General features: G+C 60.8%; 13 protein-coding genes. 7 read left to right on the forward strand and 6 right to left on the reverse strand.

Annotated features, from left to right (window positions below; all coding sequences use genetic code 11):
- Positions 1-15: 15 nt before the first annotated feature.
- From JL39_RS16910 to JL39_RS16935, 6 genes are all read right to left on the reverse strand, one after another.
- Positions 16-1,959: a PrkA family serine protein kinase gene (locus tag JL39_RS16910; protein WP_037152899.1), complete on the reverse strand. Its 1,944-nt coding sequence runs from the start codon at positions 1,957-1,959 to the stop codon at positions 16-18.
- Between the two features lie 295 nt (positions 1,960-2,254).
- Positions 2,255-3,094, reverse strand: a complete 840-nt coding sequence (locus JL39_RS16915) for a glycerophosphodiester phosphodiesterase family protein (protein WP_037153712.1) — start codon at positions 3,092-3,094, stop codon at positions 2,255-2,257.
- A gap of 11 nt (positions 3,095-3,105) precedes the next feature.
- On the reverse strand, positions 3,106-4,212 hold the full coding sequence (gene ugpC, locus JL39_RS16920) for a sn-glycerol-3-phosphate ABC transporter ATP-binding protein UgpC (RefSeq protein WP_052182929.1): 1,107 nt from the start codon (positions 4,210-4,212) through the stop codon (positions 3,106-3,108).
- Between the two features lies 1 nt (position 4,213).
- Entirely contained in the window at positions 4,214-5,131 is a 918-nt protein-coding gene (locus JL39_RS16925; protein ID WP_037152903.1) for an ABC transporter permease subunit, read from the reverse strand.
- Between the two features lie 3 nt (positions 5,132-5,134).
- Positions 5,135-6,025 carry a sugar ABC transporter permease gene (locus JL39_RS16930; RefSeq protein WP_037152906.1) on the reverse strand — a complete coding sequence of 297 codons (891 nt, stop codon included), beginning with the start codon at positions 6,023-6,025 and terminating at the stop codon, positions 5,135-5,137.
- A 59-nt stretch (positions 6,026-6,084) separates the two neighbouring features.
- The gene (locus JL39_RS16935) at positions 6,085-7,392 is read right to left on the reverse strand and encodes an extracellular solute-binding protein (protein WP_037152908.1); all 1,308 of its coding nucleotides are present in this window, start codon (positions 7,390-7,392) and stop codon (positions 6,085-6,087) included.
- A gap of 206 nt (positions 7,393-7,598) precedes the next feature.
- Between JL39_RS16935 and JL39_RS16940 the strand changes: the two genes are divergently transcribed.
- The 7 genes from JL39_RS16940 to JL39_RS16970 all read left to right on the forward strand — a co-directional run bounded on the left by JL39_RS16940 (position 7,599) and on the right by JL39_RS16970 (position 15,365).
- Complete coding sequence (locus JL39_RS16940) at positions 7,599-8,753, forward strand: ROK family transcriptional regulator (RefSeq protein WP_037152911.1); 1,155 nt, start codon at positions 7,599-7,601, stop codon at positions 8,751-8,753.
- 208 nt (positions 8,754-8,961) lie between these two features.
- Entirely contained in the window at positions 8,962-9,141 is a 180-nt protein-coding gene (locus tag JL39_RS16945; RefSeq protein ID WP_037153716.1) for a hypothetical protein, read from the forward strand.
- Between the two features lie 107 nt (positions 9,142-9,248).
- Entirely contained in the window at positions 9,249-10,232 is a 984-nt protein-coding gene (locus JL39_RS16950) for a LysR family transcriptional regulator (protein WP_052182931.1), read from the forward strand.
- Positions 10,233-10,365: 133 nt separating this feature from the next.
- A complete protein-coding gene (locus JL39_RS16955; protein WP_037152914.1) occupies positions 10,366-11,880 on the forward strand; it encodes a class I adenylate-forming enzyme family protein in 1,515 nt (504 codons plus the stop codon).
- A gap of 21 nt (positions 11,881-11,901) precedes the next feature.
- The gene (locus JL39_RS16960; RefSeq protein ID WP_037152916.1) at positions 11,902-12,717 is read left to right on the forward strand and encodes a creatininase family protein; all 816 of its coding nucleotides are present in this window, start codon (positions 11,902-11,904) and stop codon (positions 12,715-12,717) included.
- A 7-nt stretch (positions 12,718-12,724) separates the two neighbouring features.
- Positions 12,725-14,350, forward strand: coding sequence for a CocE/NonD family hydrolase (locus JL39_RS16965; protein ID WP_052182932.1), 1,626 nt, complete (start codon positions 12,725-12,727; stop codon positions 14,348-14,350).
- Positions 14,337-15,365 (forward strand): ABC transporter ATP-binding protein, encoded by a 1,029-nt coding sequence (locus JL39_RS16970; protein ID WP_037152919.1) that lies wholly within the window; start codon positions 14,337-14,339, stop codon positions 15,363-15,365. The genes JL39_RS16965 and JL39_RS16970 overlap by 14 nt, the downstream gene beginning before the upstream one ends.
- Positions 15,366-15,375 lie beyond the last annotated feature (10 nt).

A 15,375-nucleotide genomic window follows, 5' to 3' on the forward strand; every position in this document is an offset into this window, starting at 1 on the left:
CTCCTAAGTGAGCATTTAACTCGCCTGCTTTACGCGCATGTACCATTCCACAAGACGTCGAACCTGTCTTTCGGTGTAGCCGCGCGCGACCATACGCGAGACAAACTCGCTGTGCTTCTTTTCGGTTTCACTATCCTTCTTCGAACCAAAGGAGATCACCGGCAAAAGGTCCTCAACCTGAGAGAACATCCTTTTTTCGATCACTTCCCTGATTTTCTCATAGCTCGTCCACGATGGGTTCTTGCCACTATTGTTGGCCCGCGCACGCAGGCTGAACTTGACGATCTCGTTTCTAAAATCCTTGGGATTGGCGATCCCGGCCGGCTTTTCGATCTTCGTCAATTCCTGATTGAGCAAGTCCCGGTCGAGAAGCTGTCCGGTGTCCGGATCCTTGAAATCGACGTCTTCGATCCAGGCATCGGCATAGGCAACATACCGGTCGAACAGGTTCTGCCCGTAATCCGCATAGGACTCCAGATAGGCTTTCTGGATTTCATTGCCGATGAACTCCGCATAGCGTGTAGCAAGATCGGCTTTGATGAACTCCAGGTAGCGCTTCTCGGTTTCCTCCGGAAACTGCTCGCGCCGGATTGCCTGTTCAAGAACATACATCAGGTGCACCGGATCCGCACCGATATCGGTGGTGTCGTAGTTGAACGTCGATGCAAGCACCTTGAAGGCAAAACGTGTCGATATTCCGTCCATGCCTTCATCGACACCCGCTGCATCCCGATATTCCTGAACGCTTCTAGCCCGCGGGTCGGTTTCTTTCAGACTCTCTCCGTCATAGGCCCGCATCTTCGAAAAGAATGTCGAGTTCTCATGTTTGCGAAGGCGTGAGAGCACCGAAAAGCGCGCAAGCATCTCGAGCGTTGCCGGGGCGCAGGAGGCATCGGCCAGCTCAGACCCTTCGATCAGCTTCTCGTAAATCTTCTGCTCTTCCGTCACCCTCAGGCAATAGGGCACCTTGATCACGCAGATGCGGTCAATGAAGGCTTCGTTGTTCTTGTTGGCCTTGAAAGTTTGCCATTCGGCTTCGTTCGAATGCGCAAGGACGATGCCGGAAAACGGAATGGCACCGATATTCTCGGTTCCCATGTAGTTTCCTTCCTGCGTCGCCGTCAGCAGCGGATGCAGCATCTTGATCGGTGCCTTGAACATCTCGACGAATTCCAGCACGCCCTGATTGGCGCGATTGAGCCCGCCTGAATAGCTGTAGGCGTCCGGATCGTTCTGCGAATAGTTCTCGAGCTTGCGGATATCGACTTTGCCGACCAGCGAGGAGACGTCCTGGTTATTCTCATCACCGGGCTCCGTCTTGGCAATTGCTATCTGCCGCAACCGCGAGGGCTGCATCCTCACCACCCGGAAACGGGATATGTCGCCGCCGAATTCATCAAGCCGCTTGAGGCACCACGGACTCATCAGTCCGCTGAGGCGACGCGTCGGGATGCCGTACTCATCGAGCAGCAACGGTCCCATGGTGATCGGATCAAAGAGGTCGAGCGGGCTTTCGAAGACAGGGCTGATTTCGTCGCCGGCCTTCAGGACGTAGATCGGGTTGACCTCCATCAACTGCTTCAGCCGCTCCGCGAGAGATGATTTGCCGCCCCCGACAGGACCGAGCAGATAGAGAATCTGTTTCCGCTCTTCGAGACCTTGTGCAGCATGACGGAAGAAGGAAACGATACGCTCGATCGTTTCTTCCATGCCGTAAAAGCCGGCAAATGCCGGATAGGTCCGGATGGTCCGGTTCATGAAAATCCGACCGAGCCGCCCGTCTTTCGACGTATCGACTATCTTCGGCTCGCCGATCGCCTCAAGCAGGCGCTCCGCCGCGTTGGCGTAGGCCATCGGGTCTTTCTTGCACAGCTCCAGATAGTCAGCGACGGACATGTCGGTCTCGCGCCGCGCTTCATAGTTCCGCGTGAAAGTATCGAACAAGGATTCACTCAGCATGGGGCCCTTCCATTCAAGGTGTTGCCACAGCTCAACTGCCGCAAAGATTACATGCGATGCGGCAATTCATTTTGAATCTATATGTCTCTAGACTTCATAGGACACCTCTAGGTTCCCTATGGCAATGCAAAAAAATGTGCTTCCACGATTTGTTTTATCGCGCCCCCATCAACATAGACATGATCCTGATCAAATTTTGAAAAGAAGCAGGCATCGGGATCCCCGCTCTTCCAATGCCTGGAATGGTGCAACACCAACAATGACCTGTACCGGATCCGAATCGCGCAGACGCGAATCAGGCATTTTGTCGCAGATGACGTGAGCCGAGGTAGGATTTCAGCGCCTCTGGCTGATCGGTCTGGATAACGCTGATGCCGGCGTCAATCAGCCTGCCCCAGATCGCGTCCGGATCGGCAAGGGCCGCGCTGTCGGTCCATTCGCCGCTGCCGGGCTGATCGAGTGTGTTCACCCAGAGCGCCATGCCAGCCCTCATAAAGGCTTCGCGGTTAAGACTGATCGTTTCGAGACTGTCGAAACGGATTTCGCACATGAAGGGCGAGAGCTCGGCGAGAATGCCGAGTTCTTCTCTGAACCCTTCCGCCGTGAAACGTGCCATGCCCATGAAGGGCACGCCGTCGATCTTCTGGGCGCGCACCCAGGCGACCTCCGCGCGGCTGTGAACCTTGGTCTTGAGGTCGACGCTCGCATGGGCATCCATCGCCCGCGCGCAAGCGGCAACTTCCGGAAAAAGTCCGCGATCCTTGAGATCGAGATCGGCAAAGATACGTCCTCGAATCACTTCCAACGCCTGCCTCAACGTCGGAATGCGTTGATCGGTCATCGCGCGGCCTTCCCCGCCGTCGTCTTCCCGCAGGGTCAGCGCCTTGAGTTCCGCCATCGTAAGGCTCTCCGCTTCGCGGCCGATGCCTGCCATGCGCTGAAGCGTGTCATCGTGCATCAAAAAAAGCTCGCCATCGGCACTCTTGCGGATATCGAGCTCAACGATTTCGCAGCCAAGAGCGATGGCGTTTTCGATGGCGGCTAGGCTGTTTTCGGGAGCGCCGCGCCAGGCACCACGATGAGCGACAACAGCACAGGCGCGCGCCGGCGAGGCGATAAAGTCTTTATAGGTCATGAGGCTTTCTTTCATTGAGCAGCAAATGCGCCGCGTATGGCTCGGCCTGTTTCGGCATCGAAGAGATGCAGCCGGGCAGCAGGCAGGTTCAGGAAAAGTTCGGGCTGGTTAATCAGATCGGCGCCGAAAGGCGTGGCGATTCGGATCACCGATCCGGCCAGATCGGCCGCCAGGACCGAGTGGGAACCGAGGTCCTCGCGGAATCGGAGGACTGCGCGAACGGCATGGCCGTCTGCCTTGATCCCCACAACGATGTCTTCGGGGCGGATGCCGAGCTGATAGCTTCCGGTCAACCGAGCTTCGGCGACGATTTGCCCATCGGCAAGCCGCAGCACGGAACCATCGCCAGTCACCGGCAGGATGTTCATCGGCGGCGCGCCGATGAATTTGGCGACGAAGACAGAAGCCGGATGGTGATAGATCGCCTTGGGCGTATCGAACTGCTCGATCCGGCCCTTGTTGAGGATGAGAATACGGTCGGCAAGCGTCATCGCCTCCACCTGGTCGTGAGTGACGAAGATGGAGGTCGCGCCGATGCGCCGGTGGAGTTCCGAAAGCTCCACACGCATGTCGTGCCGAAGCTGCGCATCGAGATTGGAAAGCGGCTCGTCGAACAAAAGAACGTTCGGTTCACGCACGATGGCACGGCCGATCGCGACGCGCTGGCGCTGGCCGCCGGAAAGCTGCCCCGGCTTGCGGGTGAGATAGTCCGAAAGGGCCAGCATTCTCGCAACCGCCGCGACCCGCGCGGCACGCTCGGCCTTCCGCACACCGGCGACCTTGAGGCTGTAGGCCATGTTCTCGAACACGGTCATATGCGGATAGAGCGCATAGTTCTGGAACACCATGGCGCAGCCGCGGCGCTTCGGTTCGAGGTCCTGCACTTCCCGGCCCCCGACCATGATTTTGCCGTCGCTCACCCGTTCGAGCCCGGCGATCATCTGCAGAAGCGTGGACTTGCCGCAGCCGGAAGGACCGAGCACGACCGTGAACTCTCCGGCCCTGAGCTCGACATCCATCGGCGGGATGACGACCGTCTGGGCATCGTAGGCCTTTGTGACGCCGATAAGCTTGATATCGGCCGCAGCCGCGCGAATGGCCGTGTCGATAGCGTTCACGTCATTTCTCCGAAAGAACGAGGCCCTGCACGAGGTAGCGCTGCAGGAGTGCGATCATCGCAAGGGGGATGATGGAAACGATCACGGCCCCGGCCATGATCATCGGAAAATCGGGCACCTGCCCCTCCGAATCCGGAACCAGCCGTGCCAGCCCCACGACGGCGGTCTGCATGTCGGGCGTCGAGGCGCCGACCAGCGGCCAGAGATATTGCGTCCAGCCGCTGAGGAAGGTCAGCACGAAAAGAGCGGCAAAGCTGGTGCGCGACAGTGGCAGAAGGATATCGAACAGAAACCGGGTGGGGCCGGCTCCGTCCATGCGGGCGGCCTTGAACAGATCCTTTGGCAGCGTCAGGAAGAACTGCCGGAACAGGAACGTGCCAGTGCCATGCGCCACAAGCGGCGCGACCAGCCCGAAATGCGTGTTGAGCACGCTCAGTTCCAGTTGGACGGGAGTGCCGAATATCCGTGCGATCAGGCCGTTGAGACCGGTTGCGTCGAGCACGGCGTTGAGCGGAGAAAAAATGTTCGAAGCGACCTGATACATGGTGATGACGCGGATATCGAGCGGCAGCATGATCGTCGCGATAATGAGGGCGAAGACAACGCCCGCCCAGCGGATGCGGAAATAGACGATCGCATAGGCCGACAGGAACGACAGGACGCAGGTCGCAGCCGCATTGCTGAACGCGACCACCATGCTGTTCAGCATCTGGATCGGGATGCGCGTCTCCGTGAAGATGCTCGCCATGTTGGCGAGAAGCTGGTCGCCCGGATACCAGGCGAGCCCGTTGCGCAGCATGAATTCGTAGGATTGCGAAGCCGTTGAGAGCGTCAGGTAGAGCGGCCCAAGGATGTAGATCATCCCGACGACCAGGATGAGGCTTGCGATAATGTTGAGGGAACGTGCGTTTTCGACCATGGCTCACCGCTCGTAGTTGACGCGCCGGCCAAGGAATATGAACTGGGCGGCGGTAAGGATGATGACGAAGACCATCAGGATGGCGGTCTGGGTCGAGGCGCCGGAGAGGTCATACCCGCTGAACCCGTCCATATATATCTTGTAGACGAGTAACGTCGTCGCGCCGCCCGGACCGCCGTTGGTAATGGTGTCGATCAAGGCGAAGGCCGAGGTGACGCTTTCGGTGAATTCCAGCACCAGCGTCAGGAAAAGCTGCGGCATGATCAGCGGCAGTTGCACGTCGAAGATGCGCCGCCATGGTCCTGCCCCGTCCATCGCGGCCGCTTGGTGCATGGTTCGCGGGATCGACTGCAGGCCTGCAAGCAGGATCACGAAATTGAACGGGATGCCACCCCAGACATGTGCAGCGATCAGCGTGATGAAAGCGTCGGTACCATTGATGCCAGGCGCCCATATGCCCGGAAAGATGCTGTTGAGCGGCGCCAGGATGCCGACGAACGGATTGAAGATGAAGGCGAAGACGACGCCGATCGAAGCCCCCGCCACGCCTTTCGGCCAGACCAGCACGTTGCGGGCCGGCAGCGACAGGCGGATCTTCCGGTCGGCGGCCACTGCAAGGATCAGCGGCACCAGAACCGCGAGCGAGGACGCGGTCACCATGAAGATGATGGTGCGCCAGCCCGCCTTCCAGAATTCTGGATCGGCAAGCACCCGGGCGAAATTGTCGAGCCCGACGAATTCCGAGCCGCCGCCGAAAGGTCGTTCCAGAAAGAAGGACCAGTAGAAGGCCTGGAAGATCGGCACGTAGAAGAAGAGGACGATCAGCAGCATCATCGGCGCCACCAGCAGGACCGGCAGCCAGCGATTGCTGAAGAGAGTGGAATCCGAAGACATGCATGAAACCTACAAATGAGGCCGGCACGGGGCTGTTACCCGTACCGGCCGCGCCAGGATCAGGGGAGCTTCGCACCCTTGTAGGTCTGCTCGAAACGGCGCAGCAGTTCGTCGCCACGCTTCTTGGCGCTGTCGAGCGCCACTTGCATGGTCTGCTGTCCGGCGAACGCCTTCTGGGTTTCCTCCATGAAGACTTCGCGGAACTGCACGTAGAAGCCGAGGCGGATGCCGCGGGTGTCCGGCGTGTGCGGCTGGTTCATCGATTCGATGCCGATTGCGGCCGTCGCATATTTGGGAGAGTCCGCCTCGCCGCTTTCGGCGATGACGTCCAGCACGTCGTTGGTGACCGGGACGTAACCCGTCGCGGCGGTGAAGAACATCTGCTGCTGAGGGTGGCGCAGGAAATCGAGGAAAGCCTTGGCGCCTTCGATTTCTGCCTTGTCATGCCCCTTCATGATATAGATCGACGCGCCGCCGACGAAAGTATTGTGGCGCTCATAACCCTGGTACATCGGCGCCATGCCGACGGTGATCTCGTATTTGCCTTCGAAAGCCTTCGCGGAAGCAGCATAGGAACCGGAGGAGCCTTCCATCATCGCGCATTCGCCGGTGTTGAAGGCAGCGGTATAATTGCCGGCCTTGGTATCGGCATTGAGCCTCACCAGACCTTCCTTGCGCCATTCGACCAGATTGGCGAGATGCTTGGCGGCGAAGGTGGTGTTGAAGACATATTCGCCGTCGAGGCCGTCATAGCCGTTGTGCTTGGAAGCGATCGGCAGGCCATGACGCGCCGAAAACTGCTCCAGCACGCGCCAGGTATCGCCATCGGTAACGAACGGGCAGGCATGGCCGGCGGCCTTCAGCTTGCGGGCCGCTTCGATGATCTCTTCCCAGGTCACCGGGGTCTTGCTGATGCCGGCTTTTTCCAGCTCGGTCTTGTTGGTGTAGAAGAGCAGCGTCGAGGAATTGTAGGGCTGTGAATAAAGCTTGCCGTTCGACGTTTCGTAATAGGAGCGGGCGCCGGCGATGTAGTTGTTCCAGTTGACATCGGGAAGCACGTCCTGCACCGGCACCACGGCGCCGGACAGCAGCAGATCGAGCGTGCCGGCATCGAAGAACTGGATCAGCACCGGGTGGTTCTTGGCGCGATAGGCGGCGATCGCCTTTTGCATGCCGACTTCGTAACTGCCCTGGCCGACGCAGGTGACGCGATGTTCGGATTGCGCGGCGTTGAAGGCATCGCACTGGGCCTTGATGGCCGTCTCGACATTGCCCGTATTGCCATACCAGAATTCGATATCGGCGGCATGTGCTGCACCCGCGCACGTCGCCAGGGCGGTCGCTGCCGCCAGAACGGAAATCTTCATAATTGCCCTCGCCTGTTTTGGGATTGGCCTTGCCGGCCCTGAACGTGGCCTTAATACACTTAAAGTGTAACAATAGGATGACGGCCGGAAACCCTTGCCCTCGAAGGAGGGCGCAGCTATGCAGGAATCGGAAGCGGGCAAGCAGTACGCGAAGCGGCAATTATTACACCTTTATGGTAATGCTTGTCGGTCTAGGGGGTATGACAATGAGCTATTCTCCGGAAGCGTCGATCGCCCCCCAATTTCTGCGCGCCAGCGAAGGCGGCGTCGTATCGCCGAACGAGCGCAACCTCTTGAAGCTGATCTGGCGCCACCCGGGCCTTTCCCGATCCGAAATCACCAGCCATACCGACCTCACGCAGCAATCGGTCTACCGGATCATCGACCAGCTGGCGGAACGCGGCGTCGTTGCCCTTGGTTCACCGAAGCCCGGCCTTGGCCGCGGCCAGCCGAGCCCGACACTGAGGCTTGACGGCCGCCATGCCTATTCCTGCGGTATCTCGATCAACACCGACATCATCGGCATCTGCCTGATGGACCTGGCAGGCAACATCCTCGGCGAAAGCAGCGTGACGCTGCGCGAACACACCATGGCCCGGTCGCTCGATCTCGTTCGCGAACAGATGGTTGAATTGCAGCGGCAGAACAGTCTGACATCGGAAAGCTTTTTCGGCATCGGCTTTGCCATTTCCGGCTACCATGTCGGCGGTACGCGCTACAACGCGCCGCTGCCCCTGCATGAATGGTCGCTGATCGAGCTCGGACCTCTCCTTTCCGACTTTTTCAGCAGGCCGGTCTGGGTCCACAACGGCGCCAATACCGGAGCAATCGCCGAATCGATGTTTGGCGTCGGGCGCTACATCAAGCACTTTGCCTATCTGAGCTTCAACTACGGATTCGGCGGCGGGCTGATCAGCGATGGCGAACTGCTGCTCGGCGGCAACGGCAACGCCGGGGAATTCTCCGGGATATTCGACATAGAGGAATCGAAACGCCGGCCGGCCCTGCAATATCTGATCGAACGGCTGAACCGCAACGGCGTCGACGTGCCCTCGATCAGCTATATGCGCAAACATTTCGACCCGGACTGGCCCGGCGTTGCCGAATGGGTGGAAGAGATCACACCCGCATACAATCGTCTCATCAACGCCATCCGGGCCGTTGTCGATCCACAGGCAATCGTGTTCGGCGGCCAGGTCCCGCCCGATCTTGCGCAGATGTTGATTGAGCGAACGCGCATTTATGATCGACCGCGTTACGGTGTACATCGCCCTAGCCCAAAACTCATTATTTCGGAGATAGGAACCGACGCCTCGGCCATGGGGGCCGCGATCACGCCATTCCACTCAACCTTCTATTGAGCTGAACTGACGCCTCGAAATCATAAGGTCCAACGAGAGGGCGATGGATTTTGACTCATGTCAACTCGCCCGCGATTCCAACAGGCATATTGGCATCCACCTCTTGATCAACTCTGGAGGTCTTAAGGGAATTTCAGAGCGGAGACCTTCAAACGGCTCACCGCCACGGTTGTACGAATTCCAATACGGAACCGGAAAGGATGCGCGGATGGTCAGGATCGTCGCTCAGGCAATACTGTCGGCAGCGGGTGTCATCGTTGCCTTCTTCGTCTCGGAAAATGACATCGGCTACCCCATCTATCAGATGATCGTCTCTCTCCTGCTGATTGTCGTGGCCGCACTCTTGGTCTGGTACGTGCCCAGGCTGATCCGCCGCAACAATACATGACGGTCGGGAAGAAAGAGCCATCATCGGCGTCGAACACCGGCAGCCTCTGAACGCGCGTGGCACGTCGCTTGCATCGGTTAGATGCCAGCTTGCGAGAGGATACGGCCGTGTATGCGAACATCAACCCTTCGATCGACATCCGATTGCTGCACACCACCTATCTCCTGCTCACCGAGAGGAACGTCTCGAAAGTGGCAGTCCTGCTCGGCCTCAGCCAGCCGAGCGTGAGCGCATCACTGAAGAAGGCACGCGAGATCTTCTCCGATCCGCTGCTGGTGCGCAGCGGCCAGAAACTTGTTCTCACCGAGCGCGGCGAGGAAATCGCCGCTTCGCTCGGCGCCATGCTGGAAAGCCTCAAGAACACCATCAACCGGACCAACCAATTTGATCCGGGCGCAGTCCAGAGCCGCATGCGCGTTGCTGCCGTGAATTGTTTCGGCGCCTTCCTCATTCCACCGCTCGCAAGCAGCATCCGGCAGAAGGCGCCCGGCATATCCGTCGACTTCTTCGCTCCCTCCGAAAAGGTGGATCTGATCGATGAGCTCGGATCGGGGCGAGTGGATCTCGTGATTGGCAACTGGCCGGCACCTCAGCAGAGCCTGAAGTCCACAACGCTTCTGCATTGCGACATCGCCTGCGTGGTACAGAAATCCAATCCGCTCGCCCGGCGCGGCAGGCTTTCCCTCGAAACCTATCTCGATGCCGATCACGTATCGCCGACACCGGGATCGAGCGCCTTCTACAGTCCGATCGACGGGCGGCTGTCCCAGCTTGGCCTGAAGCGCAGGATCGCCATGTCCGTTCCGGAATACGCCCTCATCCCGGCCATTCTCGCCGAAACCGACCTCGTTTTCACCACCGCCAGACCCTATGCCGAATATATTGTCGAGCATGCTCCGGCCAATCAGCTTCAGCTCGTCGAGGCGCCCCGCGAATTCGATCAGATGAACCTTTATCTGCTCTGGCATGAACGGGCCCATGCCAGCGGCGCCAATCAATGGCTCCGCAGCGTGGTGCGCTCCGTGGCCCGCCGCTTCGACCAGACCCTCCATGCCGTGCCGACCACATCCGAACTCCTAGCAGCCTCTTGAACCTCGGATATATAAGCCCCCGTCTATACCTAGTATTGACGAGCGAGACATTCACCCCGCGAGCAATTTTGCCCATGCTTGAGGCACGCATAATGCATGCTGAATAATTGAGCATAACGACCGGGAAATGCGAATGTTGATGCACACTCTGCTTTTGGACGGTGCGAACCGTGATCCGGACCACGCCTGTTTCCATTGGGTGGACAGGAGTAGGAGCCTGACCTATGCGGAGGCCGTCGGCGCCATGGAGCGCGCCGCGGGCGCCCTCCACGACCTCGGCGTCCGGCCGGGAGACCGGGTGACGATCTTTGCCCATAACGGCATGGACTATCTCGTCACCATGCTCGGCTGCTGGCGTCTTGGAGCGATCTGCGCCCTCGTAAACGTCAAGTTCGCTGGTGAACTTGCCTATTATTTCGCCGATCATGAGCCGACCGTTGTCGTCTACACCCATGACATGCAGGAGCCGGTCCGGACCGCGGCCGCCGGCATTGCGAGCATCCGGGCGCTGGTTTGCATGGACGGCCCGCAGGAAGGCGCCCATTCCCTGCCCGCCCTGATGGCCGCAGCGCTTCCCGTGCCCGCCGACCCCGGCAATGAGGATGCGATTGCCCATCTCTCCTATACCTCCGGCACGACCGGCAGACCGAAGGGCGCCTGCCTCAAGCACGAACCGACGGTCAGGGCGACGCGCTGCATCGCAGAACGCCTGCAGATCACCGCCGACGACGTCTCCTTCGGTCCGAGCGCGCTGTCGAGCTCCTATCAGCTCGTTGGCAATCTGTTGCCGCAGCTCTCCCGCGGCGCCGCCATCAACGTCATGGGCAAGTGGACGCCGTCGACGGGCTTCGATGCACTGGAAGCGCGCGGCGCGACCATGCTGATCGCCAATCCGCCGATCCTCACCGATGTCTTCAACGAGGCCGCCGCCCGCGGCCATGCACCGTCGAAGCTGCGCATGAGCATGTCGGGCGGCGGGCCTGTTCCACCCCTCCTCAAGGCCGGCTGGCACGAAAAGCTCAAGCTGCCGCTGGTTGAAAGTTACGGACAGTCCGAACTCGGCGGCTTCGTCGCCCTCGGTTTTCCGAAGCTCGACAGGAAAGACATCGAGACGCGCCGCGCCGGCATGCCCCTTCCCGACAAGGAAGTCCGCATTCTCAATGCCGACGGCACCGAAGTGCCGAACGGGGCGGTGGGCGAGATCGCACTGCGCGGCGGCTTCATGTGGGGCTACTGGGGCAAGCCGGAAAAGACGGCGGAGACGCTGAGAGACGGCTGGCTCTGGACCGGTGATATCGGCTCGATGGACCGCCAGGGTTTCGTGACCATGCTGGGGCGCCGCTCCGAACTCCTGCATGTCGACGGCAAGACCTGGTATCCGCGCGACGTGGAGGAGGCGCTTTCGACGGTGCCCGGTGTCGAACAGGCCGCCGTCGTCGGCGTGCCCGATGCGGCGATCGCAACCCGTCCGGTCGCCTTCGTGCAGGCCACCCTGCCGCTGGATGGCGAGGAGATCAAAGCGAAGATCGCCGACGCTCTGCCCTACGACCTCTCCGTCATGACCGTGGTCTCGCTTGCCGAGCTTCCCATGACCCCCACCGGCAAGATCGCCAAGGCTGAACTCGCCGCGCGCGCCGCGGCGGTTTGAAACGAAATCGAGGACATATCCATGAAGCTGAAGTCGCATTGGTGGTGGGATCATACGACCAGGGATTTTTTCGAATTCGACATGGAGAAATTCGTCGCCATCCTGCCCGTCGCCGCCGTCGAGCAGCATGGTCCGCACCTGCCGGTGCGCGTGGATGCGGCGATCAATGCCGGCACGATCGCAAGGACCGTGGAACTGATGGAAGACGACCTGCCGGCGCTGGTGCTGCCGATGATGCCGGTCGGCAAGTCGGTCGAGCATACGGCCTATCCGGGCACGCTGACCTTCAACTACGATACGCTCGCCAAAATGTGGTTCGAGCTCGGCGAGAGCGTCAACCGGGCCGGCTGCCGCAAGATCATCTTCGTCAATTCGCATGGCGGCCAGCCACAGGTCATGGAGATCGTCTGCCGAGAATTGCGGGTGAAGCTCGGCATGTTCGCCGTCAGCGCCTGGGCAAGCGCCGGTGCCGATTTCTCCGACCTCTACAGCGAACACGAGCTGAAACACGGTATTCACGGCGGCGAGGCGGAAACCAGCGTCATGCTGCATCTCCATCCCGAACTGATCGACATGCAGTTCGCCGATGATTTTGTGCCCGTATCCGTCGAACTGGAAAAGGCGGGCGGTCTGCTGATGCCGGAGGGGCGGATCGGTTATGGATGGCAGACCCAGGACATCCAGCCGTCCGGCGCCTGCGGCAACGCAGCAGCCGCCGATGCCGAACGCGGCCGCGAGCATGTGGAGCGCAGCGCCCGCAATCTCCTGAAGCTGATCAGGGAAGTTCTCGAATTCCCACTCGACCGCATCACCTACAAGACGATGTACAGGGGCTGACGACGTGATGCACCACCGGACGCCTCATGACGTGATCGGGCCTGAAAGGGCCGAACTCGTGCTGCGCGACGGTATCGTGCTTGTCGCGGATATCTACCGACCTGCGAACCAAGGCCTCTATCCCGTGCTCCTGATGCGCCAGCCCTATGGGCGCGCCATCGCCTCGACGGTCGTGCTGGCGCATCCGTGCTGGTATGCGTCGCATGGTTATATCGTCGTCATTCAGGATGTCCGCGGTTGCGGCGATTCCGGCGGGGATTTCGAAGCCTTCGTCAACGAAATGGAAGATGGCGCGCAGTCCCTCGATTGGGCGGCATCTCTTCCGGGCTGCAGCGGCAAGCTCGGCCTTTACGGCTTCAGCTACCAGGCCATGACGCAATATCTTGCGCTTGCCGGCAAGGGCCGCCGGCCCGATGCGATCGCCCCGGCAATGGCATCCTGGATGCCGCGCGACGACTGGGCCTACGAGGGCAGTGCGTTCCGGCTCGGATTGAATGTGAGTTGGGCGGCGCAGATGGCCAAGCTCAAGGCAGCCCGCAACGACGATGGCGAGACCTATTCCACGATCGACGGCGCGGCAGACGACCTTGCGCTCCGCGATCTGCTGATCGCCCGGCCTGACCTTTCGCATCTCGGGAAATGGATCGAGGACGACGAAACATACTGGAGCAAGATTTCTCCGGGCGTCCTCCTCAGGGATAACCCGCTCGACATCCCCGCTTTCCATACGGGCGGCTGGGCCGATTTCTTTCTGGAAGGCACCTGGGCGGCGGATGCCGCTTTCCGCCGGAAGAACCCTCAAACCTCTCATCTCGTCATCGGGCCATGGACGCATGCGCCCTGGAACAGGATGAGCGGCGGCACCGACATGGGACCGGACGCCGAGTTCCCGGTCGACCGCGCCCAGATCGCATTCTTCGATTTCTACCTGAAGGGCAAGGGAGATCGTCCCGCAGCGGTTCGGCTGTTCGACATGGGGCTTCGAGGCTGGCGGACGCTTTCCTCGCTTCCACCCACGGCGGATACGGCCTTCTTCCTGTCGTCGTCAGGGCTTGCCGCCGCGATGATCAGCGACGGTCGCCTCGATACCGGGCCGTCGTCGCCGGCCGGCGACACCTTCGTCCACGATCCCTTCCGCCCGACGCCGCTTGTCGGAGGCCATCTCGGCACACCGGCCGGCTTTGCCGACCGCAGCGCCTTCGACAACCGCGCCGATGTGGCGGTCTACACGACCCTTCCGTTCGACGCCGCGACGACCTTCATCGGCAAGGCTGCGGCCGAGATCGAGATAGCCTCCCGATCCCTGGGCTGCGATGTCTGCGCGACGCTGTCGCTGGTCGGCCCTGATGGCGCAGCGAAAGTCGTCTCCACCGGTTATGCCCGGATCGACGATGCCCATCGTGCTCTCGCGCGCATTTCCCTGCGATCCATCTGCCTGTCGGTTCCGGTCGGGTTCAGGCTGCGGCTGTCCTTGCAGGGCGCGGCGGCGCCAGCCTTCGAAATCCACCCCGGCAACGGCGCTTTTGCCCCGGCGCCAGCCATCGCATGCAGGCCCATTCCGATTTCCATTCACCACGGCGGGGCTGCAGGCTCCCGCCTCATCATGCCCAGGGTGTCCGATGACGTCGCATAAGCACTATCTCACACTCGACAATGTCACTGCGACCTACGGCGAATCCGTCGCGGTCAACGGCCTGACGATCGAGGTCGCCAGGGGAGAGCTGCTCTCGCTGCTCGGCCCCTCGGGCTGCGGCAAGACGACGACGCTCAGGATGATCGCCGGCTTCATCCAGCCGTCGGGCGGACGCATCATCCTCGGCGGCGAGGATATCAGCCGCCGCCCCGTGCATACCCGCAATATCGGCGTGGTCTTCCAGTCCTATGCGCTCTTTCCGCACCTCACGGCGCTCGACAATGTCGGCTTCGGATTGCGCATGCGCCATGTCGGCAAGGCGGAATGCCGCGAGAAGGCCGCCGCCGCTCTCGAAACGGTCGGCCTCGGCGCCTATCAGGATCGCTATCCCGGCCAGCTTTCGGGCGGCCAGCAGCAGCGCGTGGCGCTTGCCCGCGCCCTAGTGATCGAGCCGGACGTTCTGCTTCTCGACGAGCCGCTTTCCAACCTCGACGCCCACCTGCGCGCCGATATGCGCAGCGAAATCCGCTCCCTTCAGCAGCGCCTCGGCATCACCACGGTCTTCGTCACCCACGACCAGCAGGAGGCGCTCGCCATGTCCGACCGCGTGGCGGTGATGAGCAAGGGGCTGCTGATGGAAATCGGATCGCCGGTCGGCCTCTGCGACCGGCCGAAATCCGCTTTCACCGCTTCTTTCCTCGGCGCCCGCACGGTGATCGAAGGACGAACGGAAAACGGCCGGTTCCACGCGCCGGGGCTCGCCTGCGACGGTGCACCGGAGGGTGCCACCAGGCTCGTGCTGCGCGCCTCGCGTCTCAGGATTTCCAGCGAGCCCGGACCGCTCAATGTCTCCGGCACGCTCGTCAATTCGGCTTTCTTAGGCGACACCTACGAAGCCGACATTCAATCCGCATGCGGCACGATCCGGCTGATCGTGTCGTCGGATATGCCGCCTCCGCCCATCGGCACGTCGTGCAACATCCAAACCCAGCCAGGTGGCGCCACATTCATCTAAACGAACAAGG

The organism is Rhizobium sp. YS-1r (assembly GCF_000757525.1).
In the GTDB taxonomy this organism is placed as follows: Bacteria; Pseudomonadota; Alphaproteobacteria; order Rhizobiales; family Rhizobiaceae; genus Neorhizobium; species Neorhizobium petrolearium.

Excerpts from the sequence above, each read along its gene's own strand:
- JL39_RS16910 (WP_037152899.1), bottom strand. The coding sequence starts at position 1,959 with ATGCTGAGTGAATCCTTGTTCGATACTTTCACGCGGAACTATGAAGCG.
- JL39_RS16915 (WP_037153712.1), bottom strand. The coding sequence starts at position 3,094 with ATGACCTATAAAGACTTTATCGCCTCGCCGGCGCGCGCCTGTGCTGTT.
- JL39_RS16925 (WP_037152903.1), bottom strand. The coding sequence starts at position 5,131 with ATGGTCGAAAACGCACGTTCCCTCAACATTATCGCAAGCCTCATCCTG.
- JL39_RS16930 (WP_037152906.1), bottom strand. The coding sequence starts at position 6,025 with ATGTCTTCGGATTCCACTCTCTTCAGCAATCGCTGGCTGCCGGTCCTG.
- JL39_RS16935 (WP_037152908.1), bottom strand. The coding sequence starts at position 7,392 with ATGAAGATTTCCGTTCTGGCGGCAGCGACCGCCCTGGCGACGTGCGCG.
- JL39_RS16940 (WP_037152911.1), top strand. The coding sequence starts at position 7,599 with ATGAGCTATTCTCCGGAAGCGTCGATCGCCCCCCAATTTCTGCGCGCC.
- JL39_RS16945 (WP_037153716.1), top strand. The coding sequence starts at position 8,962 with ATGGTCAGGATCGTCGCTCAGGCAATACTGTCGGCAGCGGGTGTCATC.
- JL39_RS16955 (WP_037152914.1), top strand. The coding sequence starts at position 10,366 with ATGTTGATGCACACTCTGCTTTTGGACGGTGCGAACCGTGATCCGGAC.
- JL39_RS16960 (WP_037152916.1), top strand. The coding sequence starts at position 11,902 with ATGAAGCTGAAGTCGCATTGGTGGTGGGATCATACGACCAGGGATTTT.
- JL39_RS16965 (WP_052182932.1), top strand. The coding sequence starts at position 12,725 with ATGCACCACCGGACGCCTCATGACGTGATCGGGCCTGAAAGGGCCGAA.
- JL39_RS16970 (WP_037152919.1), top strand. The coding sequence starts at position 14,337 with ATGACGTCGCATAAGCACTATCTCACACTCGACAATGTCACTGCGACC.